This is a genomic window from Candidatus Seribacter sulfatis, assembly GCF_964187635.1.
Taxonomy (GTDB): domain Bacteria; phylum Verrucomicrobiota; class Verrucomicrobiia; order Opitutales; family Seribacteraceae; genus Seribacter; species Seribacter sulfatis.
Window position 1 is genome coordinate 1 of the sequence record NZ_CAXLMO010000096.1, and the last position, 25,487, is coordinate 25,487.

The 25,487-nt window shown below is 44.8% G+C and carries 14 protein-coding genes; 4 read left to right on the forward strand and 10 right to left on the reverse strand.

From position 1 onward, the window contains the following. Positions 1 to 164: 164 nt before the first annotated feature. From ACKPQ5_RS08810 to deoC, 4 genes are all read right to left on the reverse strand, one after another. A complete protein-coding gene (locus tag ACKPQ5_RS08810; RefSeq protein WP_407678738.1) occupies positions 165 to 389 on the reverse strand; it encodes a hypothetical protein in 225 nt (74 codons plus the stop codon). Between the two features lie 6 nt (positions 390 to 395). Continuing rightward, positions 396 to 6,911 carry a hypothetical protein gene (locus tag ACKPQ5_RS08815; RefSeq protein ID WP_407678739.1) on the reverse strand — a complete coding sequence of 2,172 codons (6,516 nt, stop codon included), beginning with the start codon at positions 6,909 to 6,911 and terminating at the stop codon, positions 396 to 398. Between the two features lie 109 nt (positions 6,912 to 7,020). Next, positions 7,021 to 9,393 carry an aldehyde dehydrogenase family protein gene (locus ACKPQ5_RS08820; protein ID WP_407678740.1) on the reverse strand — a complete coding sequence of 791 codons (2,373 nt, stop codon included), beginning with the start codon at positions 9,391 to 9,393 and terminating at the stop codon, positions 7,021 to 7,023. 3 nt (positions 9,394 to 9,396) lie between these two features. Next, positions 9,397 to 10,386: a deoxyribose-phosphate aldolase gene (gene deoC / locus ACKPQ5_RS08825; protein ID WP_407678741.1), complete on the reverse strand. Its 990-nt coding sequence runs from the start codon at positions 10,384 to 10,386 to the stop codon at positions 9,397 to 9,399. A 127-nt stretch (positions 10,387 to 10,513) separates the two neighbouring features. Between deoC and cdd the strand changes: the two genes are divergently transcribed. Genes cdd through mqo form a run of 4 tightly spaced genes read left to right on the forward strand, consistent with a single transcriptional unit; the run spans position 10,514 to position 14,386 of the window. Next, positions 10,514 to 10,906 (forward strand): cytidine deaminase, encoded by a 393-nt coding sequence (gene cdd, locus ACKPQ5_RS08830; protein ID WP_407678742.1) that lies wholly within the window; start codon positions 10,514 to 10,516, stop codon positions 10,904 to 10,906. Next, positions 10,903 to 12,210, forward strand: coding sequence for a thymidine phosphorylase (deoA, locus tag ACKPQ5_RS08835; protein ID WP_407678743.1), 1,308 nt, complete (start codon positions 10,903 to 10,905; stop codon positions 12,208 to 12,210). The genes cdd and deoA overlap by 4 nt, the downstream gene beginning before the upstream one ends. A 16-nt stretch (positions 12,211 to 12,226) precedes the next feature. Next, a complete protein-coding gene (upp, locus tag ACKPQ5_RS08840) occupies positions 12,227 to 12,862 on the forward strand; it encodes a uracil phosphoribosyltransferase (RefSeq protein WP_407678744.1) in 636 nt (211 codons plus the stop codon). Between the two features lie 12 nt (positions 12,863 to 12,874). Beyond that, a complete protein-coding gene (mqo, locus tag ACKPQ5_RS08845; protein WP_407678745.1) occupies positions 12,875 to 14,386 on the forward strand; it encodes a malate dehydrogenase (quinone) in 1,512 nt (503 codons plus the stop codon). 38 nt (positions 14,387 to 14,424) lie between these two features. Here mqo and ACKPQ5_RS08850 read toward each other — a convergent pair whose 3' ends face one another. The 6 genes from ACKPQ5_RS08850 to ACKPQ5_RS08875 all read right to left on the reverse strand — a co-directional run. Then, positions 14,425 to 14,952 (reverse strand): cyclic nucleotide-binding domain-containing protein, encoded by a 528-nt coding sequence (locus ACKPQ5_RS08850; protein WP_407678746.1) that lies wholly within the window; start codon positions 14,950 to 14,952, stop codon positions 14,425 to 14,427. 23 nt (positions 14,953 to 14,975) lie between these two features. Beyond that, positions 14,976 to 16,622 carry a TolC family protein gene (locus ACKPQ5_RS08855; protein ID WP_407678747.1) on the reverse strand — a complete coding sequence of 549 codons (1,647 nt, stop codon included), beginning with the start codon at positions 16,620 to 16,622 and terminating at the stop codon, positions 14,976 to 14,978. Further along, entirely contained in the window at positions 16,619 to 19,540 is a 2,922-nt protein-coding gene (locus ACKPQ5_RS08860) for an ATP-binding cassette domain-containing protein (protein ID WP_407678748.1), read from the reverse strand. Before ACKPQ5_RS08860 ends, ACKPQ5_RS08855 begins: the two co-directional genes overlap by 4 nt. Then, positions 19,537 to 21,717 carry a cysteine peptidase family C39 domain-containing protein gene (locus tag ACKPQ5_RS08865; RefSeq protein WP_407678749.1) on the reverse strand — a complete coding sequence of 727 codons (2,181 nt, stop codon included), beginning with the start codon at positions 21,715 to 21,717 and terminating at the stop codon, positions 19,537 to 19,539. The genes ACKPQ5_RS08860 and ACKPQ5_RS08865 overlap by 4 nt, the downstream gene beginning before the upstream one ends. Position 21,718: 1 nt before the next feature. Beyond that, positions 21,719 to 22,954, reverse strand: a complete 1,236-nt coding sequence (locus ACKPQ5_RS08870) for an NHLP bacteriocin system secretion protein (protein WP_407678750.1) — start codon at positions 22,952 to 22,954, stop codon at positions 21,719 to 21,721. 200 nt (positions 22,955 to 23,154) lie between these two features. Further along, a partial coding sequence (locus ACKPQ5_RS08875; protein WP_407678751.1) for a carbohydrate-binding domain-containing protein occupies positions 23,155 to 25,487 on the reverse strand: 2,333 nt, incomplete at its 5' end.

Sequence of the window (25,487 nt, forward strand, 5' to 3'; positions counted from 1 at the left end):
GGACGGGCTTGGACCAAGTGGGCGGCAGCCCAAAAGGGCCATGCCAGGCACGCGGAGTCCCGGCGTAATTTCGCATCCTAATTTAAAAATTATTCACTAACCTTGTCATCGCGAGGGCGTCTTCACTCTTGTCATCGCGAGGGCTGAAAGCCCGTGGCGATCCACTAACCGAAACGCATCACCCGATCGCCTTCCCCGAGACACGATGGATTGCCGCGTCGTCTGCTCCCGCTTCCTCCTCGCAATGACAAAGAGTGTGTTGTCATCGCGAGGGCGTAGCCCGTGGCGATCCACTGTGAGCCAGTGAGCGAAGAGACAAGTCGTCCGCGTTCCCCGAGACACGATGGATTGCCGCGCCGGTCGCTTGCGTTCCCTCCTCGCAATGACAAGGTGATTTATCGAGAGGGCGGGGGAGCTTCCTCGATCTGGGCTCCGGCATCGGGATCGATCACGAGGAGGGCGAAGCGCTGGACCTGATCGAGATCATCCGTGTTGAGGGATGCGTATTCAAACTTTCCACGTAGGTCGGTGTAGCCGTCTTTGTAAAAGCGGACCTGTCCATTATTCATACGGGCGTAGGTTTTGACATAGACTTTGGGCAAGGGGTTGCCAGTGATTTTATCAAGCACTCGAATGCGTCCGTATTCTTCCGTAACCTCCGTGCTTAAACGGTTTGCATAGTAGGCTTCCGATTTCCGTTTTCCCCCGGCCTCGATTTCGATCATTACATTTTGTCTACGGTATTTTTCAGGAAGGCGGTAGGTGGTTTGTTTATCATCCTTGCCAATTTCTATGCCCTCTTCACCATCAGGGGAAACTAGGGTGAAATGATCCGCGTCATTCTTGGCAAAGGGTTGGCGCGAGAAAAGAAGTTCCACTTCCATTGGATAAAACCGTATCTGGGCGCTTTCGATATTTTTGTGCTCCAAACGAATCTGGTCGTCCACCAATTCAAAGGAGAAGCTGGGTTCAGAGTCAGCGAGTTGATCCATTTGTTGATCGCGTTCCTGATCGTCCACCACCTGCGGGTCAAGCACAGCTTTGGCCTCTTTAAGATGAGCCATTGCTTCCCCGAATAATTTTTGCCAGCGGTCGATGGAAAAGTTCTCGTAGGTCTTGGCAATTTTTTCGGCCTTATCAATTTCCAAACGGTAAAAGGCGGCGTTCACTGCAAAATAATCATATTGTAGTTTTTCCCGGACTTCCTTCCGATCGATCTTATCAAAGTGGGCGAGTCCTTCCTCAATACGATCCTGAGCGAGCAGGTAGTAAGTGAGAATTAAATGATCCTGCTGGGTTAAGGCAGGCTTGTATTTACATACATCCAAAAGCCTGAGGTATTGCCCACGCAGACGGTCATTCAATATTCTTCTTTCCTTACCCAGTCGATGTGCCCGTGCATGTACAAGCGGAGCATATTCCAGTTGCTCGTACCATTTTCTATCCACCGGATCGAGATTGAGAAGGGGACTTTCGATCCAGAGTCCGCTCTGATTGGCAAAGGATGATTTGGTCAAAAATTCGCTGAAACGATTTACATCCTCATGATAGAAGGCATAGGACCAGATGGTATTGTGGTAATGAAAACGAGTATCCAATTGTTTGAGCAACCGGTCGTAGAAAGACTTGCCGGATCCGCCCTCGTTTTCCTTGCGCAGACGAAAGGCAATCTGATTAAGATCGGTGCGGTTTAGGTTATTGGCGTTGAGGTAATTGAGCACATCCTTATCCGTTCCATTTTGTGAAATCCATGCCCAAGATGTCTTATCTTTCTTGCTTAATTCTTTGACCACCTGAAAAGTTACGAGTGGAGCCGAGGCGACTGATTTTCCCTCCGATGAAGCACGGGCCGGATAGAGTCCAAACTTTCCAACCTGTGGAAAGTAGAACGAGCTTTCAAAGGTGCGGGTGGAGTACGCCTCCAGGGTGACCGGAACGCTACGCACGGTGCGGGTCTTACTCAGGGGCATCGAGCCATTGGGGAGATGGAGGAGAAGGCGGAGTTTTTTCCTGGAGGAGGTGGGGTTGGTAAGGACCACGATGGAACCGTAGGGAATACCGGGAAGGAATTCTTCATCCACAAAATTGTCCAGTCTCTCTCCTTTTTCGTAGCGGTAGCGGGAATCGAGACGGTAAAACCTTTGGCTCATTAGAACCTCACTTTTCTTGCTTTGTTCTGAGGGCAAGAGTTGCTCATGAAAAAGAAGCAGGTTTTGTTTTGGCTGAATGGTTACGGAGCGCTCTTCAATTTCAGTTTCGGTCTTTTTGGGATCAAAGGGTAAATCGAGCACACTGAGGGCGAGGAGCATTTCATTGGCATTGCGGGTCGCGTAGATGAAATTACCGGAAAGGAAAGGTTTCTTTCCATCGCTTGATAAATGTTTGGCATAATCACTCCAGAATGAATGGATGGGTATCAGATTGGCATTCTGGTTTTGAATGGTTATCCGATAGTAGTTACTCTCTGCCCATTCCATGACCTTTCCCATTTTTCGGTAGAAGGCACGGGCTTGCTTGCGAAGCCCAAGTCTTGCTGCAAAAGGGTCATTCGCCGCACCACCACCAACAGCATCTGAATATCCTGCACTGTAGGAAAACCAGTTTTTATTTTTTTTCTCACTTTTCTTGGTTTTCAACATACTTTCTTTTTGGGCTTTGAAATATAAGTCGGATGATTCTTCAGAGAGTTTTTCCATCGGCGCCGATCTAATGGAGTCATTAAGAGCCACAGTTGAATCAAAACTGATTTCTGCATTAGCATTTACACCTCGGCTTAGAGAATTATTCAAAAATCCTTTGGCTGTCATCTTTTCTTTGTTTGCCGAGAGGAAACCAGAACTACTCTTACCGAACCTTATTCCTGAATTGGGCATGGGCATTGGAGCAGCAGTAGGTACAGGTGCAAGTGCCATAGACTTTCTTTTGAGCGATGAAAGATCCCGAGCCGATTTGGCAAGGCTAGCCAATTCATCAGTCTCCTGATCAAGTGACCCACTGTTCAGTGCGATTTCGAAAAGACGGTCGAATAGATCGAGGTCGGGTTTAATCAAGTCGGATTTTTCGGAAAGATGCCTGCTCATTTCCTTGGCCGATGCGAATCGGGTGGTCGAGAGTAATGCTTTTTCAAAGGCATTGAGTTGATCAAAACGAAAAGGGTCGAGATAAACGGAGAGATCGCGTTGCAAAAACCAGTCATCGAGGAAAGTGGGTTCCTTTTTGCTTTCCAGATAAGGACGGATAATTTTGTCAAAGAATTTTCGGTCTTTCCGATAGATGAAAAAGTGAAGTTCGTGACAGGCATAGGTTCGGTATTTCTCGATCTTTTCATTCTCTTCCAGTTCGGGCCAGTCCATCAGGAAACCAAATTCCCGAACGGTTGAACTTCCATTGATAGTCAAAAGAAGATCATAGGCGTCACGGAGGGAATCGATGGAGCGGAATCGGGAAGTAGTGAAATCTTCGACTTTGAAATCTTTTTCAGCTACCAGGATCGAGACTTGTTTCTGCTTGGCATGGGCTGTCTTGAAATCCAAGTCAGTGACCATCCGTCTTTCCCTGGGAATGGTTCCCGCATCCGGAAGAGGTAGATCGAGGCTGACCTGTTGAATCGGGTCGAGGGCAAGAAACCTCAGCATTCGATATCCCTTGTCCCTTGGGATGTCGATAATGACCACACCATCCTTATTTGGACGGAGGTTTTTTAAGAGCAGGGTACCATGTTCGAGGAAGTCCAAGTTGGTCTTATCATTGAGCCCGCTAATTTTGGCTGCTATCTGCTCTACTGCCCTTGCCAACAAATCTGCTTGATCTTTTCGGTCCGCGTAGTCGGCTCCTGCTTGGGCTTCTTTTTTCTGGGTATCTGTTGAACGAACGGACCAAGGATTAAGAATAAGTCCCGGGCGGGGGAGCAGATTGCCGGGAAATTTTTCGGCTCCCTGTCTTTCCAGTACATAGCGATATTCTTCCCCGATATCTCTTTCCTCGACATAGAGAGTTCGTGGGATCGCCAAAGCCATGGAAGAGGGCGTGGGAATGGGATTTAATTGGAGTAAGGAATGAGCGTCAAAAATGGGAGTATATGCAGTACCGAAAACATGTAAGCGGGCACTTGAATGAGCATTGGCCAAACGAATGTGCAATTTACCATCCTTTGCTTCGATGGAAGATATGGACAGGGGTGGGCCATAATTTCTCTCCAGAATATGGTGGCGTGATACTGCAAAGCCGGATCGGTTCTCTCCATCGGTTATCCGAATGGTCACAGTACGACCGGTCGGGTGGTGGTTAAGCATAAAGTTTCCAGCGGGCAGGTTGGAGATTTCGATCAGTCCGGGAAGGGTGCTTATTTTGTCTGAATGATCCACGAAAAAAGAATTGGTTCTTAATTCAAAAAGGGAAAATTCATTGATTGGAAACCGGTTACCCAAACGTGGAAACGGTAAGGTGACGGAATCGCCCAGTACGGCATGGATGAGGGTTGGTAGATGCGAGCGCCCAACCGAATGTTTTTCAAGTTCCCATTTTTGGGTATTCGGGGTACTTACCTGTAACCATTCAATATTGGGAAGGAATCCAAGCTGGATACGACCCATCTCATCTGTCTTAAGGGTATGATTTCGGGTCCGTCGGAAATCCACATGTTTAAAACTGAAGGGGACAGAATAATCGACAAAGGGTTCTCCATTTTTGCCCCGGATTTCGAGAACAAATCCATTCGATGAACGATGAAGAAGGGGGCTTGCAGTCTGGGTGCTCTGATCTATGCCATTGATGGAGATTGAAAAATTGTCCCTGAGGTTTACCTTTTTTGAGCCACTTAGACTCTCAACCTTGGCCTCCACAAATGCCTCTACTCGGTGAGTCCTTTCCGGAACCCTAAATTCATGAGCAAATTCCTCCCGCGGATCGAGGTTTTCGATGGGTACTTCCATACGGGTTGGTTGGTTATCATGATCATAGGAGGTGATCACAAGCTGGATTTCTTCCAATAATTTTAAGGAAGTGGGATATCCATTCAGGCGCAGGGTAGGACGAACCAAGAGGGTGGTGTTTTCTCCGCTTCTGAGGGATTCGCGATCCATATGAAACCCGACCTGAAGCTTGTAGTTTTCTCCCAAGTGGTTAAAGAGGGCAAGGCTTGCAAAATTTCCGTCTCGTAAAATAACGGTTCGTGAGCCTGGATTGTTGCTGAAAGGAATCAGGATGACTCCGTCCTTGTGTGAATATTCCTTATCATTGAACCAAAGCGTGGCCTCGTCGCAGATTTGGTTCTTCTCATCAAGTATCCGGAATTCATGACCGGCTGGGCCAATTTTTTCAAGTAGACGAAGGGTTCCTTTCCGGATCAGGGCACGGCTTGAAATTCCATTCCCGATGAATTCGACGACATATACGCCTCTCTTTTTTAGATTAGGAAAAGAGATGGACCGTAAATTTCTGCGAATGGGTGGAAGATCGCTCTCGACTACCCGCTCGCGGGTAGCGGTAAGACCGTCCAATTCAATCGCTGTGCTTACCTCCTGTCTGTTTTTTATGTAGTAATTGAAGGCATTGATCTCGAATTCCTTGATCATTAACTTATCAACATTTTTGGTCCAAAGCTTGAGGTTTACCTTATCGTTTGGAGCAAAGCTTTGCTTGTTCTGATGAGCGAAAGATAAATCGATTCTTTCTCTTAAATTCTTGAGCTGACTAGTGGAGAGCATGGAGTACCATTTCTCGGCATCTCCCTTTCCTGCGGTCAGCTTGGCCTCTGCAAAAATCGGTTTGAGGAATTCATCGGTTAAGTATTTTGAAAAGGCATCAAAGTTTTCATCTGAGTCGAAAAAATGAAGAAGCATCGAACGGACCAGGGGGGTCTCCTGTCGGATGGGAGCGTAGCATCCAAAGCTTCTAAAATCCTCGTTGAAATTGACCGCCCTGGCACTCGGTTTTTTCATTTCTGCCTGGGTCCATTCCCTGCGTAGATAGGAAACCGGACGGGGTAAGGCCAGATATTCCAGAAGGAGTTCACGGTCCCAGTTGCCGAGGGATCTTTTGTGTTTTAATATGTTGTAGAGAACATTTGCCTTGAGGGAATTAAAAGCTGGGGAGAGTGTTCTTACGAAGAGGAGCTGGCGGTTAAACCAGGCGGATTTCTCTTCTGGTTCCTCCTCGGGGTTTAAATCAGCGGATGGGCTTAGCCGGGAAAGGTAGGTCTGAACAAAATTGTTGGAGTTGAGAAGTTTTGGGTCCAGTTCAAGCAGTTCATCCAGTTGTTTCTTGGTTAAGTTCCGATGGATGCTCAAAGATCCAAATCCTCGACTCTGTTTTTCCTTTAAATCTTTTTGAATCAACTCTGGTAGACCGGGTATGTCTGGATAAACGATTCGTCCCAAAAAGTCGCGTAATTGAATACCGTTGAGTTTATTTGCTTTGAGGTTACGCAAACCCCGCTGTTCAAAACCCTGAAGGTTTTTATATACCCTGATTGCCTCCTGATAATAAGAATCATAGGAAACCTTTTTAGGGTCGAGTTTTGTGGGGTGAGCAGGTTTTCTGCCTTCGATTACCCGGCTATGGTTAAAGCGAAGCCCCAATTTTTTCTTCAGGTAATCCATCGATTTCTCGGGGTTTTTTTCGTATTCGAGCAAGGCTGCCCGGTTCCGGATTTCACGAACCCTTGAGGTTTCTCCATAGCGTTTTACCCAGAGTCCGATTAGTTTTTCGACTTCTCCATGTTGTCCTTCATTCTGAGCATGCAGGGCATGGTAATAGTAGTACTCGCGGGTTCCGGGAACCAGGTCCTTGAGAACCGCCTCACGATCGGGAGCGAGGGCAAAATCCTCAACATAACCAATTACATTACCCTGTAGGGAAGAAAATGTGGGAAGGAGGGAGAAAAGAAAGAAGAGAAACAGCTTATTTTTCATATGAGTTTTAATGTGAGGAAGGAAAGAATTCGGGTGGAATCATTGGATCGTTCGCATTAGGACGAACGAGGATTCATTTTCTTAGAAGAAATTTAAAATTCGTAAGAATTTATTCGCCATAGGGAATCCAAATATTTTTCACTTCGGTTGCATGGCGGAGAAACATTTTTCCTTCGGCCTGCTGGGAATCATTCCAGTCGATTGATTTTCCCTGATTTACCCAGGTCCGCTTGAGGTTACCCGCGGAGGCTTTTTCAATCAAGGGGGAGAGTCCACCCGATCCAAAATACCATTGGGCATCGATTTCCATATGCCCGGCGAGGGTTTCGGCGACTTCAGCATGTTTTGCGGTGACCAGATTAACCACGCCTGCCGGTAAATCTGAAGTTTCAAATACCTGATAGAGATCGGTGGCGGATAGGGGGAACGGTTCAGAAGGAACCACCACACAGGTGTTACCCATAGCAAGTGCAGGGGCGAGAAGTGAGATTAATCCAAGTAGGGGGGACTCGTCCGGACAGATCATTCCAATCACTCCCACCGGTTCGTTCATGGCCAGAGCGACTCCGCGGATAGGAACGCCGTGGGCAGCCCCGTCATATTTATCCGCCCATGCCGCATAGGTAAATAAACGATCGATCGAACTGTTCACTTCCAGTTCGGCCGTGTCTTCTTTGCAACCGGTCATTTTCGCGATACGATCGGAAAACTCGTTTTTTCGTGCGGATAGGTTTTCACCCAAATAATAAAGAATTTGAGCACGGAGATGGGCTGTGGCTTTACCCCAGCCTTTTGCACCAGCTGCTGATTCCACTGCATTGCGGATATCCTTACGGCTACCTTGTCCGACTTGTGCGATTAGTTTTCCTTCGGTTGAAAAGACGGGGCTGGAATATCCACTGTCAGGTCGGGTTTGTTTGCCCCCAATGAAGAGCTTGGCGGTGCGGTCAATATCTGTTCCTGCAGGCTCTGTTTTTCCTTTGAGCGCCTGGACCTGGGCCAGTTCGATGGTTGGGGCATTTTTCGAACGCGTATAGGCATACAATCCTTCCTGGCCGCCTTCGCGGCCAAATCCGCTTTCTCGGCGACCTCCAAATCCGGCGGCTGCGTCAAATTGATTGGTTGAATTAATCCATGCCACTCCACAGATCACTTTGGGGGCAATGTCGAGAGCGAGATTAATATTTTCGGTCCAGATGGATGCGGCCAGGCCATAGCGGGTGTTATTGGCCAGAGCCACTGCTTCCGAGGGTGTGCGGAAGGTGGTGCCGACTAAAACGGGGCCAAAAATTTCCTCCTGCATGAGTTGGCATGCAGGGTCCACTTCAGTGATAAGTGTGGGTGGATAGAAACAACCTTTTTCCGGTAATTCGGCTGGGCAGATATGTCGTTCACCACCTTCTTTTAAGCCTTCCTCTACAATACGGGTGATGGATTCGAGCTGGCTTGGATCGATGATGGCTCCCACATCAATGGACTTGTCCAATGGATCGCCGATGCGCAATTTATCCATCCGTGCCCTGAGTTTTTTATGAAATATTTCCGCAATTCCTTCCTGTACAAACAGACGAGATCCGGCACAGCATACCTGTCCCTGATTAAACCAGATTGCATCGACTAATCCTTCCACCGCACTGTCAAGATCGGCATCGTCGAATACGATGTAGGGGGATTTACCTCCGAGTTCAAGTGTGAGTTCCTTGCCCTGTCCGGCAATTGCCTGACGGATTTTACGTCCGACTTCGGTCGACCCGGTAAAAGCAACTTTATCAATTCCTTCGTGAGTCACCAGCATTTCGCCAACCCGTCCATCCCCAGTGACGAGATTGACCACACCAGCGGGTAGTCCTGCTTCGATACAAATTTCTGCAAAGAGAAGTGCGGAGAGGGAGGTGTATTCCGCCGGTTTTAGAACCACCGTGTTGCCCATGGCAATGGCAGGAGCAATTTTCCAGGCTAGCATGAGTAGGGGGAAATTCCATGGAATAACCTGTCCGGCCACGCCCAGTGCTTTTTGGCCGGGCATTTCCTTTTCCATTAACTGAGCGGCCCCGGCATGATAATAAAAATGACGGGCGACCAGGGGGATATCGATATCCCGACTTTCCCGGATTGGTTTTCCGTTATCCAGGCTTTCCAGTACGGCAAGGAGTCGTGAATGTTTTTGGACAAGGCGGGCGAGGGCGTAGAGATATTTTGCCCGGGCTGGACCGCCTATTCCTTCCCATGCGGGTTGTGCATTACGGGCGGCTTCCACTGCCCGGTCGATATCTTTTCCTTCTGACTGGCAGACACGGGCGAGGAGTTCTCCGTTCGCTGGGTTCCTGCTTTCCAAAGAGTCCCGTCCGTCCGGGCATTCAATTGAACCATTAATATAGAGGCCCATTTTGCCGGAATGGGTAGCAATCCATGCCTTCGCCTGTTCGGCACTTTCCGGTGCCACTCCATAATCCATTGTTTCCAAAATTTCCTTAACTTTCATTCCTTATCCCATTGCGTGTCGATGATTGGCCGAGTAGTGCCCGGTTACAAAGTGTTCTAGTTGTCGTTCGATATCCCCAAGCAGACTGGAGGCACCGAAGCGGAAAAGATCGGGCTGGAGCCATCGATCTCCGAGTTCCTCCTTGATCAGAGAAAGATAAGTGAGGGAGTCCTTCGCCTTGGATATCCCCCCCGCCGGTTTGTAACCGACATGGTACCCGGTTCTCTCGTAATAATCCCGGATTTGCCGGATCATGGTTAGGCTAATGGGTAGGGTCGCATTCACACTTTCCTTTCCGGTTGAAGTTTTAATAAAGTCTGCCCCCGCCATCATACAGATCATGGAGGCCCGGGCCACATTGCGCAGAGTTCCCAGTTCCCCTGTGGCTAAAATTGCCTTCACATGGGCATCGCCACAGGCTTCCCTGAAAGCTTTCATTTCATCATATAGCGCCTGCCAATTTTGAGTCAGTACATGGCGCCTGGAAATCACAATATCAATTTCTTTTGCTCCTGCTTGAACAGACTCTCCAATCTCCGCCAACCGCAAGACATACGGGGAGAGGCCGGCGGGGAATCCCGTGGATACTGCTGCCACTGGAATGTCAGTCCTTTCGAGAGCGGAGACAGCGGCGAGAACCATTTCATGGTACACGCAGATTGCACCGGTACGGATGGTGCCCGGTTTGATCTCGAGAGCTTCTAAAATATCTTTTCGAACCGGATGTTTGGCTTTCTGGCACAACCTTCGTACCCGTTGCTCGGTGTCATCTCCGGATAGGGTGGTTAAATCAATACAGGTGATTGCCTTGAGGAGCCAGGCTGCCTGGTGAGCTTTTTTAATTGAACGCCTGCCCGGCAGGGTTTTGCACCGGCGCTCAATGGCCGAGGTGTTTGCCTGCACAGAGAGAGCCCAGTCGAGGTCAAGGTCCATACCCGGGTTTCTTTTCAGGGAATAGCTTGGTGAGATTGAGTTGGTATTAGAATGAGACACAATATTGAATACAGGGTGAATATAGAATCATTGTAATTCCTTGGTCCTGTGGCAAGTTTCTTGTTTTTCGCATTCGCTTGCCAGAATCGAAGCTTCGTTTCAAAATATACTCTGAACAAAATTTTATATGTCACTTTTTCAAGATGCCCTTGCAGTTCGAGAGAACGCACATGCTCCTTATTCCAAGTTTAAGGTGGGTGCTGCTGTTCGATCTGCCAATGGGAAGGTTTTTGTAGGTTGCAATGTGGAAAATTCAGCTTATCCGGAGGGAACCTGTGCGGAAGCGGGGGCGATTGCCGCGATGATTGCCGCAGGAGAAAATAAAATTGAGGAGGTTTGTGTGGTCGCGGAGAGTCCAGTTCCCATTGCCCCTTGTGGCGGGTGCCGGCAAAAAATTGCCGAGTTTTCCAGCCCAGATGTACAGGTGGTTCTTGCCGACTTGAAGGGGGAAACAAAACGAATCACTATTGGTGAACTTTTACCCCATGCCTTTTCAAATTCCCACTTGCCGGGGGAATGAATATACCGCTGATTTTATCGAAGGTTCGGGACGGGATGGTTCTATCGACCGACGAGTTGAGTGAATTTGCTCGAGGATTAGTTTCCGGTACGGTTTCCGATGCCCAGGCTGGTGCTTTTGCGATGGCCGTCTGTGTCCATGGATTAAGTGAGGAGGAACGCGTAGGCCTGACTCTGGCGATGAGGGATTCGGGGAATGTCCAACAGTGGGACTTACCCGGTCCGGTTTTGGATAAACACTCAACCGGAGGAATTGGGGATAATGTCTCCCTTATCCTTGCTCCAGCACTCGCTGCTTGCGGGGCTTATATTCCAATGATTTCCGGGCGTGGACTAGGACATACAGGTGGAACGCTGGATAAATTGGAGTCCATTCCGGGGTATCGTACTTTACTTCCCGAAGATGAGTTTCAAAAAATTGTTGCGGATGTGGGCTGTGCAATAGTCGGGGCGGGGCAGGGGATTGCTCCGGCCGATAAGAGGTTATATGCGATTCGCGATGTCACCTCCACCGTGGAAAGTATTGATTTAATCACCGCATCCATTCTTTCGAAGAAACTAGCCGCTGGTTTGGAGGGGCTCATTCTTGATGTCAAGGTTGGGAACGGTGCATTTATAAGTGATCCGGGTGAAGCCAAGCGGTTGGCCCGTTCTTTGGTGGACGGAGCGAATGGAGCGGGCTGTAAAACATCGGCCCGGTTGACTGATATGGAACAACCACTTGCCCGTGCAGCTGGAAATGCACTTGAATGTCGTAATGCACTTGAGTTCCTCAATGGTGTAAATCAGGATCCAAGATTGCGGGAAGTTACGCTTTCCCTGGGTGGAGAATTACTCTGTCTGGGCGGATTAGTTGAAAATTCGAGTGAGGGAGAAACTAAAATAGATCAGGTTATTGGCAGCGGACAGGCAACCGAACGGTTCGCTCGGATGGTTTTCGCTTTGGGCGGACCCAATGATCTCGTTGAAAATTATTCCCGCCATTTACCTGAAGCCCCCTTCCTTTATGACTTGGTTGCAAAAGAGAATGGATTTATCTCCGAAATTGATTTGCGTGCGGTTGGACAGGTGGTGATTGAACTGGGGGGCGGACGGAAGCAACAGGATGAAATTCTTGATCTTTCTGTTGGTTTGGACCAAATTTCCGGGCTTGGCCAAGCCGTTCAATCGGGAGATCTCCTCTGCCGGATTCATGCTAAGGATGAAGAATCTGCACATTCGGTCTCGAAAAATTTGCTATCTGCTTTTACTATCGACCAATCCAAATTAAGTCCCATTCCTGTAGTGGGAGAACTTGTTCAATAAAACAAATTTTATTCCAATGACCTCACATCTTACCGTTTTAAACCATCCATTGGTTCAGCATAAACTCACCCTGATGCGCAAAAAGGAGACTCCCAGTTCGACCTTTCGTCAGTTATTGTGGGAGACCTCGATGCTGCTTGCTTATGGAGTCACTGATGACCTTCCCCTGGTTGAGGTTACAATTGACACTCCGGTTTGCCGGACCCGTTCGCCTATTTTGGCTGGAAAGAAACTCGCCCTTATTTCAATCCTTCGGGCGGGGAATGGCCTGCTTGATGGTATTCTTGAAGTCATTCCCGCGGCCCGTGTTGGTTTTGTGGGAATGTATCGGGATGAGGAAACACTTGAGCCGGTCGAGTACTATTGTAAGGTTCCGGCTGAATTGGAAAACCGGCTTGTCATTGCAGTGGACCCAATGCTTGCAACCGGTAATTCATCTGTTGCTGCGATTGATCGATTAAAAAAAGAAGGAGCTAGTGAAATCCGTTTACTTTGTCTGCTTGCTGCTCCCGAAGGAGTGGCCCGGATGAAAGAAGCCCATCCCGATGTACCAATTTTTACCGCATCCCTTGATGAAAAACTGAATGAACACGGATATATTGTTCCCGGACTCGGTGATGCCGGAGATCGGATGTTTGGGACACAATCCTAATTGATTTCGATTATGCGTCCTGATTCAGAATTCGAAACAATAGATGTTGCCCTGATTGGGAGCGGAGTCATGTCAGCTAACTTGGGTGCTTTGCTGAAATGCCTTGATCCCAATCTTAAGATTGAACTTTATGAAGTAACGGACCAGCTTTCACAGGAAAGTTCCAATGGCTGGAATAATGCCGGAACGGGACATGCGGGGATATGCGAATTAAGTTATACCCCGGATCGTGGAACGGATGGAGAGGTCGAGGTGTCCAAAGCGGTGGAAATATTCGAACACTTCGAACAGACCAAACAATTCTGGGCCTACGCCGTGCGCACGGGCATGATCGATAATCCCGCCGATTTCATAAACTCCGTTCCTCACATTAGCTTTGTTTATGGACAGAAACAGGTTGATTTTCTTAAGTCCCGCTTTGACGGAATGGTGGCTCACCCTTTTTTCTCGGAGATGGAATATTCCGAAGATCGCGAAAAAATTCGTGAATGGGCCCCTCTTTTAATGGAAGGTCGAGAGGGTATGCCGGTTGCCGCAACCAGAATGAAAGCCGGAACCGATGTAAATTTCGGGGAACTTTCCCGTAAATTAATTCACTGGCTGGGTGAGCAGGAGGGCTGTTCTTTTCATTCCTCTAATCGGATCACTGATTTAAATCGCTCAGCAGATGGATGGGAACTCACTGTTCAAGATTTAAAGGCAGGAACAACCCGACAAAGACTGGCAAAGTTTGTCTTTATTGGAGCCGGTGGAGGATCCCTTCCGCTCCTGCAAAAAGCCGGGGTGCCCGAAATTAATGGGTATGGTGCATTTCCGATAGGTGGACAATGGTTGATCTGTGACGATCCGGAAATCGTCAAAAAACACGAAGCCAAGGTCTACGGATTATCTCCTGGTGCGGCACCCACGATGGCCGTTCCCCATTTGGACAGTCGGTGGTTGGAGGGAAAGAAAACTCTTCTCTTTGGTCCCTATGCCGCATGGACCACCAAGTTTCTTCATCGTGGAGGTAGCTTTTTAGATCTTCCCGGTTCGATAAAGCTTCATAACATCCTTACTTTAATCAAGGTGGGGATCAGTAATATTCCCCTTGTCAGTTACCTCATTCAACAGGGCCTACAAAGCATGAAAACGCGGATGAATGAACTGCGAAATTTTTATCCGGATGCCCAGGTGAAAGATTGGAAACTGATAGATGCTGGTATTCGTGTGCAGGCAATTAAGAAAGAAGATGGGGATGCCGGAATCGTTCACTTTGGAACCGAAGTGGTAACAACGGAGGATAAAAGCATATCAGCACTCTTGGGAGCATCTCCGGGTGCGTCTGTCTGTGTTAATATCGTCCTCGAAGTCATTCAGGAATGCTTTCCACAGCTAAGCAAAAATGAAAAAGCCAAGCAGAAGCTCAAGGAAATGATCCCTACCCACGATATTGAACTTAGTGCGATTCGCACAGCAATAGAAATTGAAAAGTACAATAATTGGAGTCAATCAGCTGAACTGAACCTTGGACTTCTTAAATAGTATACGGATCAATCAGTTAGAGGAGATCGAACCAGGTTTTATTGAAAATGGTGAAGTAATCGATTGAATCTTTCACCGGCAATTTGAATTCTTTCAAGTGTTGCATTATTCATATCCTGCTCAAATTCTTTGCCAAACTTAGTCACCGAATTTTTGTAGGAAGTTTTGGATGCCACACTTCTTAACCTGGAGGATAAGTATAGGCTCATTGCTTTGTAAAATCTGCCCTCAAAATCGGGAGCAACTTCGAACCGGTCAATAATTGATTCGTGGGTTATCGAAATTACATCGGTTTTCTCAATCACCTTGGCATTCACAATGGGACGTTCATCTTCGATAAAGGACATTTCCCCAAGAATTTCCCCACTTTTAATTTTTCCAAATAAACTTCCATCGGGAAGTTCGATATCAACTTTCCCAGCTAAAACAAAATAAATTTCATTTAACTTATGGTTTGCTTGAATAAGGAATTCTTGTGGGTGGATCGTTTTTTTGAAACCAATGTCAATAATCCACTCGATATCCTCATCGTTAAAATCACCTAATATATGTAATACTTTTCTCATTATTTTTGTCTCCTGAAAACTTTCTAGTTAATTAAATCCAGTTGGTATTTTTGTTTAATATAATTGATGCGAGTGAGTTCCACATACATTTCCCTTTTTTGAAGTTTTTCTTCCTCCATGAGAATATTCGATTTGTCATATATACCTCTTTTAGATCCAGAGATAATATCGGCCAGTTTTTCTTTCTGGAGAATAAGCATCTCTTTTTGGAAAGCTAAATTTCTCTCTGTTTGTTTTAATCTAAGCTGTTCGGAACTAAATTCATTACGTTGCCTACTAATCAAACGAACTTTTTCAAGTTCAGATTTATTAATTTCTGCCCGTGCATGATCTAGTTTTTTTCTAGTAAGGTAGAGGTCGCTGATTGGAAGAGTTACACTTAATCCCAGGGTTAATTCTTGCCCCTGATTGTTAAACGCTAATTTATTTCTACTTCGATGTCCGGCACTTCCAATCAATTCCACAAGTGGTGAATTTCCCGTTTTGATTTCTTCGTATTTGCTTTTGGCTATATCCACTCCGGTTTGTCCAAGATTAGCAGAAGAAGAAGTTGCAGGTTTGAATTGATGTTTTAGTTCAATATCTTCAGGGATTACAAATTTTTCAAATCTGCTCCAAAAAGATTGATTTACATTTAACAGGAAACCCAATTCAGCTTTTGCCATTTCAAGTGAATGAATGCTGTTGAGAAGTTGGGCTCGTATGCTCTCTAATTCTCTCACACTGTCGTTCAAGAGCATACGATCCACTATTCCAGACTGGAGCTTTTTGTTATAGACAGAGAGTTTTTCTTCAGATATGGCTTCTATTTTGGGAAGGTAGAGGACTTGAGTTTGAGCAGACAGGGCTTGGAAATAAAGATTCGTTAAGTTTTTTAAGACACGTTGTTCCTCAATGTGAACTAACCATTCCGATCTACTGATCTCATTTTTCGCGATATCAATTTGTTTTTTTACTTTATGTCCATTGTATAAAATCCACCTCCCTTCGACACCATAGGAAAAGGTGCTGTAAGGTTCAGGTTCTGAAAAAGTTTCGAATTGTGAAATCTTTTCGTAGTCGTCAAAGGAAATCCTTGCTTTTACGGTAGGCATATTTCCAAACTTAATTATTGGAATATCTTTTTTATCCATTCGCAATTCAGCTTTTTTCAAAAGAACATCAGGAGAGTATTGTAATGCGAGTTCTCTTAAAATAAGTAAATTCCAACCATCTCCATTGGGAATAAAAATTTCGCTTTCAAGTGGAAACTCATTTTCTGAGTCTAATTGTGGAGCGGTTAAGCTTTGAAGAGGAGAATGAGCACTTGAGTTTTGAGTGTTGGAGGATTCCATTTTCGTAATAAATTTACTCACCTTTGCTTCGACTTTTTGGAAGTCGCGTTTGACTTGGTTCAAGGGGTCACTTGTTCTTATTTCTGAAACTTTATTGTGGGTATGGTTTTTATTTCCTTCTTTACCTTTAACCTTCGTGGAATCATTCCTTTTCTTCCCCTGATGCGAATCTATTTTATTAAGAAGCTCTTTCAATTGTACGTCCACCTCATGTAATCTTTTTTTCATCTCAACATAGTCAGCAGTAGAGCTAGGGGATTGTTGAATATCCTGGGCATTCAGACTGTGTTTACTAAAAGTAAAAATCAAAGAGACAATACAATAGAAAATTTTCATGACAGGGAATCCCACATTTTCTTGTAGTACCGACCTTGAGTTAAAAGTTCCTTGTGATTTCCTTGTTCAACACACTGACCTGAATCTAAAATGATAATTTGATCAGCTTCTTTTGCGATTCTTAATCGATGAGCAATAAAGATAAGGGTACAATTTAAAGACTTGATATTTGATATTATCTGTTCTTGTAACTGATTATCTAATGCACTTGTTGCTTCGTCCATTATTAGGATCTGTGGCTTTCTGACTAATGCCCGAGCGATTGCAATTCTTTGAATCTGACCTCCCGAAAATGCACTAAACTGTGAGCTGGTAAGTGTGTGAAGTTTCATGGGAAGTTCCGAAATATCTTTCCAAATACAGGCAGCCTTAGCAGCAGCTATAATTTCATCAGGGGTCGCATTGCAGGCTCCCTTGATGTTTTCGAATAATGTACCCCCGATTAACCTGAAATCTTGAGGAACGACCGCAATATTGTTTTTTAGTACTTTGGGATCAAGTGCGTGAAGTTCATAGTCGTCTAGGAATACATGCCCTTGATCTGGTCGACCTAATCCACAAAGCAATTTACCTAAAGTGCTTTTTCCCGAGCCAGAAGTTCCAGAAATTACTACAAAAGAACCTTTTTTAATGAAAAGACTTATTTGCCGTATGGCTGGATCATTTTGATTCGGGTAATGATAACTAATTGCATCTGCCTTAAGATTACCACTGATTTTTTCCGGTGCCATTAGGTCCGCATTGCACTCAGGTGTATTTTCAATCAACGGCTTGATAAATTTATACATTGGGATTTGTATTCCAGATTGAATAACAATGGAGCACAGACCACTAAGATTAGTACTGAAAACAGCAAACGCGCCAAGGAAGGCGATGAACATTGCAGGTTCTAAATCTACTTCTGACAGTCTCACGATCATCCAGTATACCAATGCGGTGGTTAGGGTTACCCATGATGTCTGGAATGTGTTGTGCAGAATGCGAACCTTTTGACTTGCGATAAGTTTCTGCCTGAGTCGGCTATATCTTTCTGCCCATTGTTCAAGGCACTCTGCTTCCGCACCTGCTGCCTTTATTTTGTGGATTCCCGAATAAAGCTCCAATACAAAACTATTAACAATTCCAAGCGATTTTTCTCCCGCCATAAAAGCCCGAATTTGCCAATATGTAAAAGCAATGGCTGCAGCAAATGCAATTATTCCAAAGGCTGAAACTCCAATTCCAAGTTGAAAGCTTACCCAAAAAATTACTCCCAAGCTACTTACGATTTGAAAAGACATGGTCACGAGGCGCTGGGCAATAGTTCTGAAGAAGTCCTGCATCCCCAAAAGACTGTTCATTCTCATCCCAATATCTCCTGCTGCAAATTGCGCAAGCACTCCAGATGGGAAATTGAGTACACGATGCCATAGTGCTGCGTTGGATGCTAATGTCATACGATAATTAATTCTCGTCATAACCATCGTGTCGAACCAAGTGAATATTGTTTGGAAAAGTCCAAGTAACACCAGTCCTCCACAAACCAATGCCAATAGTTTGGTAAGCCCACTTGGTAGTAGCACATTTACCACAAAAGCCGAGAGCATTGGTAGTAGTGCCACAAGCAAACCCATGATAGTGGCCAAAAGAAGTACCATTGAAATCTCAAATCGAACGGATTGTACTTCGAACAAAATTAAATCTGCGAGTGTGAGTGGCTGATTGGGCAGTTGTTTGTAAAAATAGATCGCAACTTGATCAAATTCATTGATCCCGTTTTTTCCAACTGGAGAGACTTCTTCATTGTCGGGATCCCACTTATAGTACTGCCCATTCTTAAAGAATAGAACGAAAGGCTTTTCATTTTTTCCAAAACTTAAGAATGTACCAGAGTCCTTCTTCCTCCAGTCTCTCTTCAGGACGGATTTCCTCATGATTAAACCTGAACTACCAGCCACTCTATTTAAGAGTTCCAATGGGTCATCTGTCTCTGTTTTTTTGGGTATGCTTGGAATCCACCCCTGTATATTTATTAAGTGAAACGCAGCCCGCAAAGTTTGATTCGGAGTGATGGGTAAATAAGATTTTTTACCAGTTAGCAGGTTTAGTAATCGGCCTCTAATTGATTGAGAATATATGTCATTTCTTAGGCTGTGTTGAACATCCAACTGTTGTAGTTTTTGGAAATGGCCTTCCCACCTTGATACCAGCTCTTCCCACTGAAAAGTAATCTGTTCACTTATGTGCTGGCTAACACTTGGTTGCCTGTACACGATCTCATTCGTAAAGCTTTTTAATTGTTGAACCTGATCAGTTGCATTTAAAATTGCAGCATTTGAATGAACGAGCCAAATTTCTGGTAAATCAGAAGCGGGTCGTTTTGGTTTCGGCAACAAGTGCAGATTATCGCTTCTTACCCAACATGGCTGGCCTTCATTGACGGCCATTCGATTCGGATTTAGCTTGAAATCGACTCCTGCTTTTATGTCTTGTGGTTTTTTAAGCGTCGTTTTGAGCAGTTTTTTTTCAAATTCAGTTATTTCAATAATTGACTGGGTTATTTTATTCCCTACCAGTTTTAACAAATTTGGGTTTTTAATATCTTCAATCATCTTACCGAGGGGAGCACGGTAACACTTTGCATCTTGGTCGGAGCGTGCAAATAGTCGTAACGATTTTGGAAGTTCGGTGGGTATAATTAAGAACTCTCCAGGTAACAAGTTTAAGATTATTTTTCGTTGCCTGTAAATATTATTTTGATCGTAAAGTTCCCCCTCCAAATACCATTCCCCTTGCATGCTCCAACATACATAAGCTCCTTCTCTTTCTGCAGATAATTCCACATATTTTTTTTCATTTTCAAGGGTATGAGTCTGGCTTTCTAAGAGGTGATTCTTGAAATTCTTAATCAGTTCCGCCCTTGTTTCTTCGTGGGTCATGTAGACTCCAGGCTAAATAGCTTGCGGTATAGGCCATTGTTAATTGAGACGAGTTCCTGGTGGCTACCCCTCTGTACGATTTGCCCTTCTTCAAAAACGATAATTTCATCACAAAGTTTAATAGGCTCTATTTTGTGACTAATTATGATCCCACCCGCACAGTTTTGCCTGATAGATTGAAGTAATATATTTTCAGTTTCAGGGTCTAAGCCGGCAGTTGCCTCATCGAGAACCACCAATGACGGTTCCATCGCGAGCGCCCTTGCAATCTCGATCCTTGCTTTTTCGCCACCACTCAAATTCGAACCATCTTCTGATATTTTGTGCTCATAGCCAGTAGGTCGGTTGACTATCCAATCGTGAATGCAAGCTGTTTTCGCTGCTTTGGTTAGTTGCTCAAAAGTAAGAGAATTGTTCCACATTGACAAATTTTCTGAAATAGACGCATTAAATAAAACAATTTTCTGATCCACAAAAGCAATTATTTTGGAGAAGTCTTTAGGATCAATTTTATCGATGTCTATTCCGCCAATTTCAATGCTTCCTGACCACGGTTTGTAGAGTCGCGAAAGCAATCTTGCGATTGTTGATTTCCCTGAACCCGAAGCACCCACAAAAGCGACCCACTTCCCTGGGCCAACCTTGAGATTGAAATCTTGTAGTAAAGGAGGTTTAAGCTTTTGATAACCAAAAGTAACATTTTTAAGTTCCAGTACAGGAAAAGAGATTTGGGCCTGTTTTTCTTTCACTACATCAGTATCGCTTTTATCTGAAACATCTGTTTGTGAAAAAATATCGTCAATTCTATCAATGTTTCCCTGCGTTTCCTGAATGTCAGCAAAATGAGAAAGCATTTGTTGGATAGGGGTAAGGAATTGCATCATCAAGCCTTGGAAAGCAACAAGTACCCCAAAGCTCATTTGCCCCTCTAACACTTTGTGACCACCAAAAAACAATATGACTGCATACGAACCTGAATTAAGAAAAGTGGGGAGTGACTCAATGATTGTTCTTTTTATAGTCAATCGGCTACTCTCGTTTAGCCATTTAATTTTTCTACCGATCAGTTTTTTTAACAGGTTATCCTCCAAACCACTGATTTTCACTTCTGGGATTAACTGGAGTGCTTGCAACTGTTCACCAGTGTTAAGACTTGCCTCCCGAGTAACTGCTTGGTTGAGTTCCCTTACTCGCCTAACCTGCCACGAGAAATAAAGTAAGTTCAGTAAAGCAATTCCCAAGACAATAAAAGTCAGATTTACTTCGAAAAAGAACATGATTAAGCAGTAGACAGAAGCAGTCATAAGACCAATAAACGACTTACCAAGTGGACCAGTAATTAGGCCCGCTAAATTATCTACAAGTTGAGACCTGCCTGCGATTTCACTAGCGGATCGTTGAGAGAAGAAAGAAAGGGGTAATCCCATCGCTTTTTTCAGCAAGCGACTGTTTAGTGCAATGGATAACCTAGTTTGGAAAACGAGTGTTATGGTTTGCTGAAGAAAATTAAGTAAAAATTGGAGGATGGCTAACACTGCTATACTTCCAATTAAAATGGGGAGCCAATCGCTGAAGCCTTGGACCAGCACATAATCAATAAAAACAATGGATAAGATTGGCATTAGTGCCCCGGGTACAACTAAGGCGAGACCCAATGCCATCGATATCAATAAGCCGCCTTTTATTTCAGAGGCATAGCTTAAAAGAGATTTTGTCCAACTGGGAGGAGGTCCAGATGGCGTGAAGGAGTCATTGGGTTGAAAAGTAAGTGCCACACCAGTAAATGATTCATCGACTTCTCTTTCGTGTAAAACCTGACGCCCGGTTGCCGGGTCATTGACCCAAAACTTCTTACCCCTTATTTTCTCTATCACAATGAAATGATTAAATTTCCAATGAATGATCATGGGGAAGGATGTCATTTGCTTTAATTCTTCCAATTCCAAGCTGTAGCCATGGGAATCAAAGCCTACCTCTCTCGCGAATTTCAAAAGGTTCAAGGCGTTACTCCCGTCCCTTGATACTCCGCATGCATCCCTCAGATACTCAATTGAAAACCATTTTTTAAAGTAGCCAAAAACCATCGCAAGGGCAACGACACCGCATTCAGTGTGCTCAACTTGAAGAAGGGTGGGGGTACGAAACTTTTTGAACGGTTTAAAAAAAAAGGAAAGCATGTCACTCGGTTTGCGGCAAGAGCAGCCAAATTAACTTTTCCCATCGTGTGATGATACTCCCTTGTCCGACCATGCCGACCTGTAATTCTCGTTTGGTATCTGAGGCAGAGCTCCACTTGAGTTCTCCCGTTTTTTCATTCCGAATGATGTCTACTTTTACCATGAAAGGACTGCCTACTTCCGATATCCTTTGAACTAGTTGATCATTTCTTAATTCTTTCATCAATGCAGAAGAGGAGAGGGGCATGGGGGAAATATCTTTTACCTTTGCCATCAATTTACCGTATTTAGTGGGCGGAAAAGCAGATAGCTGTAACTCAGTTTCCATATTTTTTTTAACCGGTTTTACCTGTTCGCTTGAAATGAAAACAACAAAAGTCATTTTGTCCTCGCTTGAGTCAGGTTGTACTAAAATTACTGGTGCACCAGGGGACAAAAAATCACCAACAGACGAGGTGATTTCAACTACGCGGCCCGAAACTTGTGCTCTAAGTTCGCCTTGGTTATCGATTTGTTTTTTTAAAAGTGTAACTTCACTGTAAAGTTGATCTGCTTCTAGTCTCTTTTGTAAAAGTTCGCGATCATCAGAAGTTTCTTTGCGCTGTTCTTCTTTTTGTTCTGTTAAATCCATCCGCTTTTCTTGGATTAGACTTTCTTCGGTATTTTCTATCTGGTCAAACAGCAGATTATATTGGTCGAAAAGGATTAATCCATCCGCATGCAATTTCTTTAGTTCTGTTTTTCTAATTTGCAATCGATTCATGCGATTGTTGTTCAATTCTTCAGATTCCTTTCGGATTGTGGAGATTTTTCCCTGAATGAAATCTCTTTCTCTTTTGTCTTTCCTTTGTAGGATTTCGAGCTTGTATATATTCGTTTTAAGTGCCGCCCATTTTTCTTGAGTTGATTCCAACTTGTCGCGTACCAATCTCTGATCCAAGATCGCAATAGTTTGGTTATATTCAATGCGGTCTCCGACTTTTGCTTTGATCGATGTAACTGTTCCGGAATGCTCAGCTGTGACTTGCATTACACCCTCATCCGACCAAATAACTGCCGGGCCATTTACTTTGATGGGGACTTCGATAAGAAGGGCGCAGGCAATTGCGATCAGAATAAGTACAATAAATACAAATAAAAATAGCAAAGACCTAAATCTAATAAGTAATGATGCTTGGTCCAAGTCGTCACTTGTTACTAAGCTGTCTAATGAATCTGATCGATAAAGTGGAGCCATGAAAGATATTTTATTTTGCCATGAGAAAGGCAATTCCTCAATCCTTATGTATAAGGTTAAGGATTAATGCTTTATAGGAACAATTTAGCGGCATTCCGATCCTGGGAAGGCAGATAGTATTCAAATTTAGATTACTTCTGATGTAATAAATCTTAGATTACACAATACTAGCCGGAGGAATGAAAGTTACTTTACGGAATTCAAAGAATACGCATGACGGAAACATTATCGATCAATCCTCCGACCCCATCATCAGTTCCGGTGCCCCGAAATTCTAATCGAGTGGTGTCATTACTTTCGGGATTAACCGACAAGTCGAATTCATGTGTATTCCAACCCTTTTGGTCGGCTGAAAGGGTTGCGATTTTTTCTCCACCCCAGTAAACTTCTGTCGTGTTCGAAGCCGAAGTATTGGCAGCATTGCCAATTTCACGGGCGGAGAAAGAGAAAGACAGTTTAAAAGTTCCATCTGTTCCTGTTCTTATATCCTGAAAAACAGATGCGTTAGTGTCTCGTCCATTGTGTGCATCCAGTTCTAAAACCGAATCGCCTTCTGCAGCGCCAGGGGTGCCACCGTGTTTACCTTCTTGGATTTCGATGCTACCTTCTGCACTTTGCCAACCCTCTATTTTATCAAATGTACCCCAGCTACCTCGATTTAGGTCACCATGATTTTCGAAACTACCATTTACAATTAGGTTTTCACCAATCGGAACTCCAGTAGGTTCTTTTGTTTCAGTCGCACTGTCTCCGATAAGGGTGTCGTCGCCATCTCCCCCCTTGAGGACATCGCTCCCTTTACCACCTTGAAGAATATCATCGCCTTGTCCGCCCTTGAGGACATCGCTTCCTTTACCACCTTTGAGAATATCATCGCCTTGTCCGCCTCTGAGGACATCGCTTCCTTTACCACCTTTGAGGATATCATCGCCTTGTCCGCCCTTGAGGACATCGCTTCCTTTACCACCTTTGAGGATATCATCGCCTTGTCCGCCCTTGAGGACATCGTTCCCTTTACCACCTTTGAGGATATCATCGCCTTGCCCGCCCTTGAGGACATCGCTTCCTTTACCCCCTTGAGTAATATCATCGGTTTGAGAGTGTTTCGAATCAGTACTCTCGTTACTATTAACCTCGGTCTTTAATCGCTCCTCTACACCGGTATCTACCAGTATTATATTATCTAATGAAATACCTCTTCCATAATTATGGTCACTGTCGGAATTCTCTTGGAACTGAATTTTCATTGGTTCTCCAGTTCCAACAAATTCAACGGTAACCTTCTGCCAATCGTGCTCTTTTGCCTGGGACATATCTTGGTTATATGTACCTAATTGGGTGTCTCCGACCTTGACTTCAAAAGTGTTTACGGACGCATCGTAGCCAGGTCTCCCTGAATAGTCGAAAGTGACTTCATAGACCTTACCTGCTTCCGTCGCAACTTCACGATAGATTCCAGCTGCATCCTTAAACGCATTCGATTTTACATCATTTAATTCGATGAACTGGTCACCTGCAGCAGCGGATGTTTTTCCGTCGGGAAGAGACCCAAGGTCTCGGTTCATTTCGTCGGACCAAATCTCTATTGATTCCGAGCTTGATTGCCAACCGTCAACTTCAGCCATGAAATAAGACGGGTTCCCTTGAATTCCTCCCTGTAATTTGTCTTCGAATGAAGAACTGAAAATTTCTGTCGGTTCTCCGATCGTTACCCGTTCCATGTTAGATTCTTTGTCTGTGGAGGAGGGAACTTCCAAAGCTTTTGCATTATGCTCATCCACTTGATTGGCATATGCTTGGTTAACATTATACTCCATTCCGCCTTGCCATGACATGCGCTCCATACCTTCACGATTACCATAAGTCGTAAATTCTCCCTCGGATTCGATCTTTAGTCCGTCCACTGAAATGTTATCAACAATTAAATTGCGGTCGTCGTCATCATGTGCCGAGCCACCCCAAGCATCGTTAAGAAACTTAACTTCAACCGTTTGAGGCATTCCGTTAGAAAAGTCATAATCTAGGGAAACATTTTTCCAAGTCACTTGGTCGTTGTCGATATCACCGACGCCTCCATGAGTATTGCCCTCTCTTCCCGTACCTTCGATGTCAGCATAACGATCAGCTGTCCCAGTTGTATCGTGGGACCAGGTTACCTCACCCCTGCTCACTTCTTTACCATCCACTAAAATTGCATATTCGGGATTACCCTTAAAAGCTTCGCCTCCAAGCGTAACGGTAATTTTTCCGTCGTGGACTAAACCGTCAACAGAGCTTGGGGTAGGGGGAGGTGTAATTTCTTCTTCAAAGCTTAATGTTTCTAAAGATTTAACTGCAATTTCACTTCCATCGGGACCAACAATAGTACCGGAGCCTTTAATTAAGGCTAAGTCTATTTTTCCATCTACTGTCATCTCTTTTAGATCCTTAGCATTACCCTCGGAATCTAGAACCTGCCAGTTTTCTGAAAACTCCTCGATGGTTATATCTCCGAAGTGCAAATCATCATCTCCTTGGTTTCCGATAACTACAT

Excerpts from the sequence above, each read along its gene's own strand:
- ACKPQ5_RS08815 (WP_407678739.1), bottom strand. The coding sequence starts at position 6,911 with ATGAAAAATAAGCTGTTTCTCTTCTTTCTTTTCTCCCTCCTTCCCACA.
- ACKPQ5_RS08820 (WP_407678740.1), bottom strand. The coding sequence starts at position 9,393 with ATGAAAGTTAAGGAAATTTTGGAAACAATGGATTATGGAGTGGCACCG.
- cdd (WP_407678742.1), top strand. The coding sequence starts at position 10,514 with ATGTCACTTTTTCAAGATGCCCTTGCAGTTCGAGAGAACGCACATGCT.
- deoA (WP_407678743.1), top strand. The coding sequence starts at position 10,903 with ATGAATATACCGCTGATTTTATCGAAGGTTCGGGACGGGATGGTTCTA.
- upp (WP_407678744.1), top strand. The coding sequence starts at position 12,227 with ATGACCTCACATCTTACCGTTTTAAACCATCCATTGGTTCAGCATAAA.
- mqo (WP_407678745.1), top strand. The coding sequence starts at position 12,875 with ATGCGTCCTGATTCAGAATTCGAAACAATAGATGTTGCCCTGATTGGG.
- ACKPQ5_RS08850 (WP_407678746.1), bottom strand. The coding sequence starts at position 14,952 with ATGAGAAAAGTATTACATATATTAGGTGATTTTAACGATGAGGATATC.
- ACKPQ5_RS08855 (WP_407678747.1), bottom strand. The coding sequence starts at position 16,622 with ATGAAAATTTTCTATTGTATTGTCTCTTTGATTTTTACTTTTAGTAAA.
- ACKPQ5_RS08860 (WP_407678748.1), bottom strand. The coding sequence starts at position 19,540 with ATGACCCACGAAGAAACAAGGGCGGAACTGATTAAGAATTTCAAGAAT.
- ACKPQ5_RS08865 (WP_407678749.1), bottom strand. The coding sequence starts at position 21,717 with ATGCTTTCCTTTTTTTTTAAACCGTTCAAAAAGTTTCGTACCCCCACC.
- ACKPQ5_RS08870 (WP_407678750.1), bottom strand. The coding sequence starts at position 22,954 with ATGGCTCCACTTTATCGATCAGATTCATTAGACAGCTTAGTAACAAGT.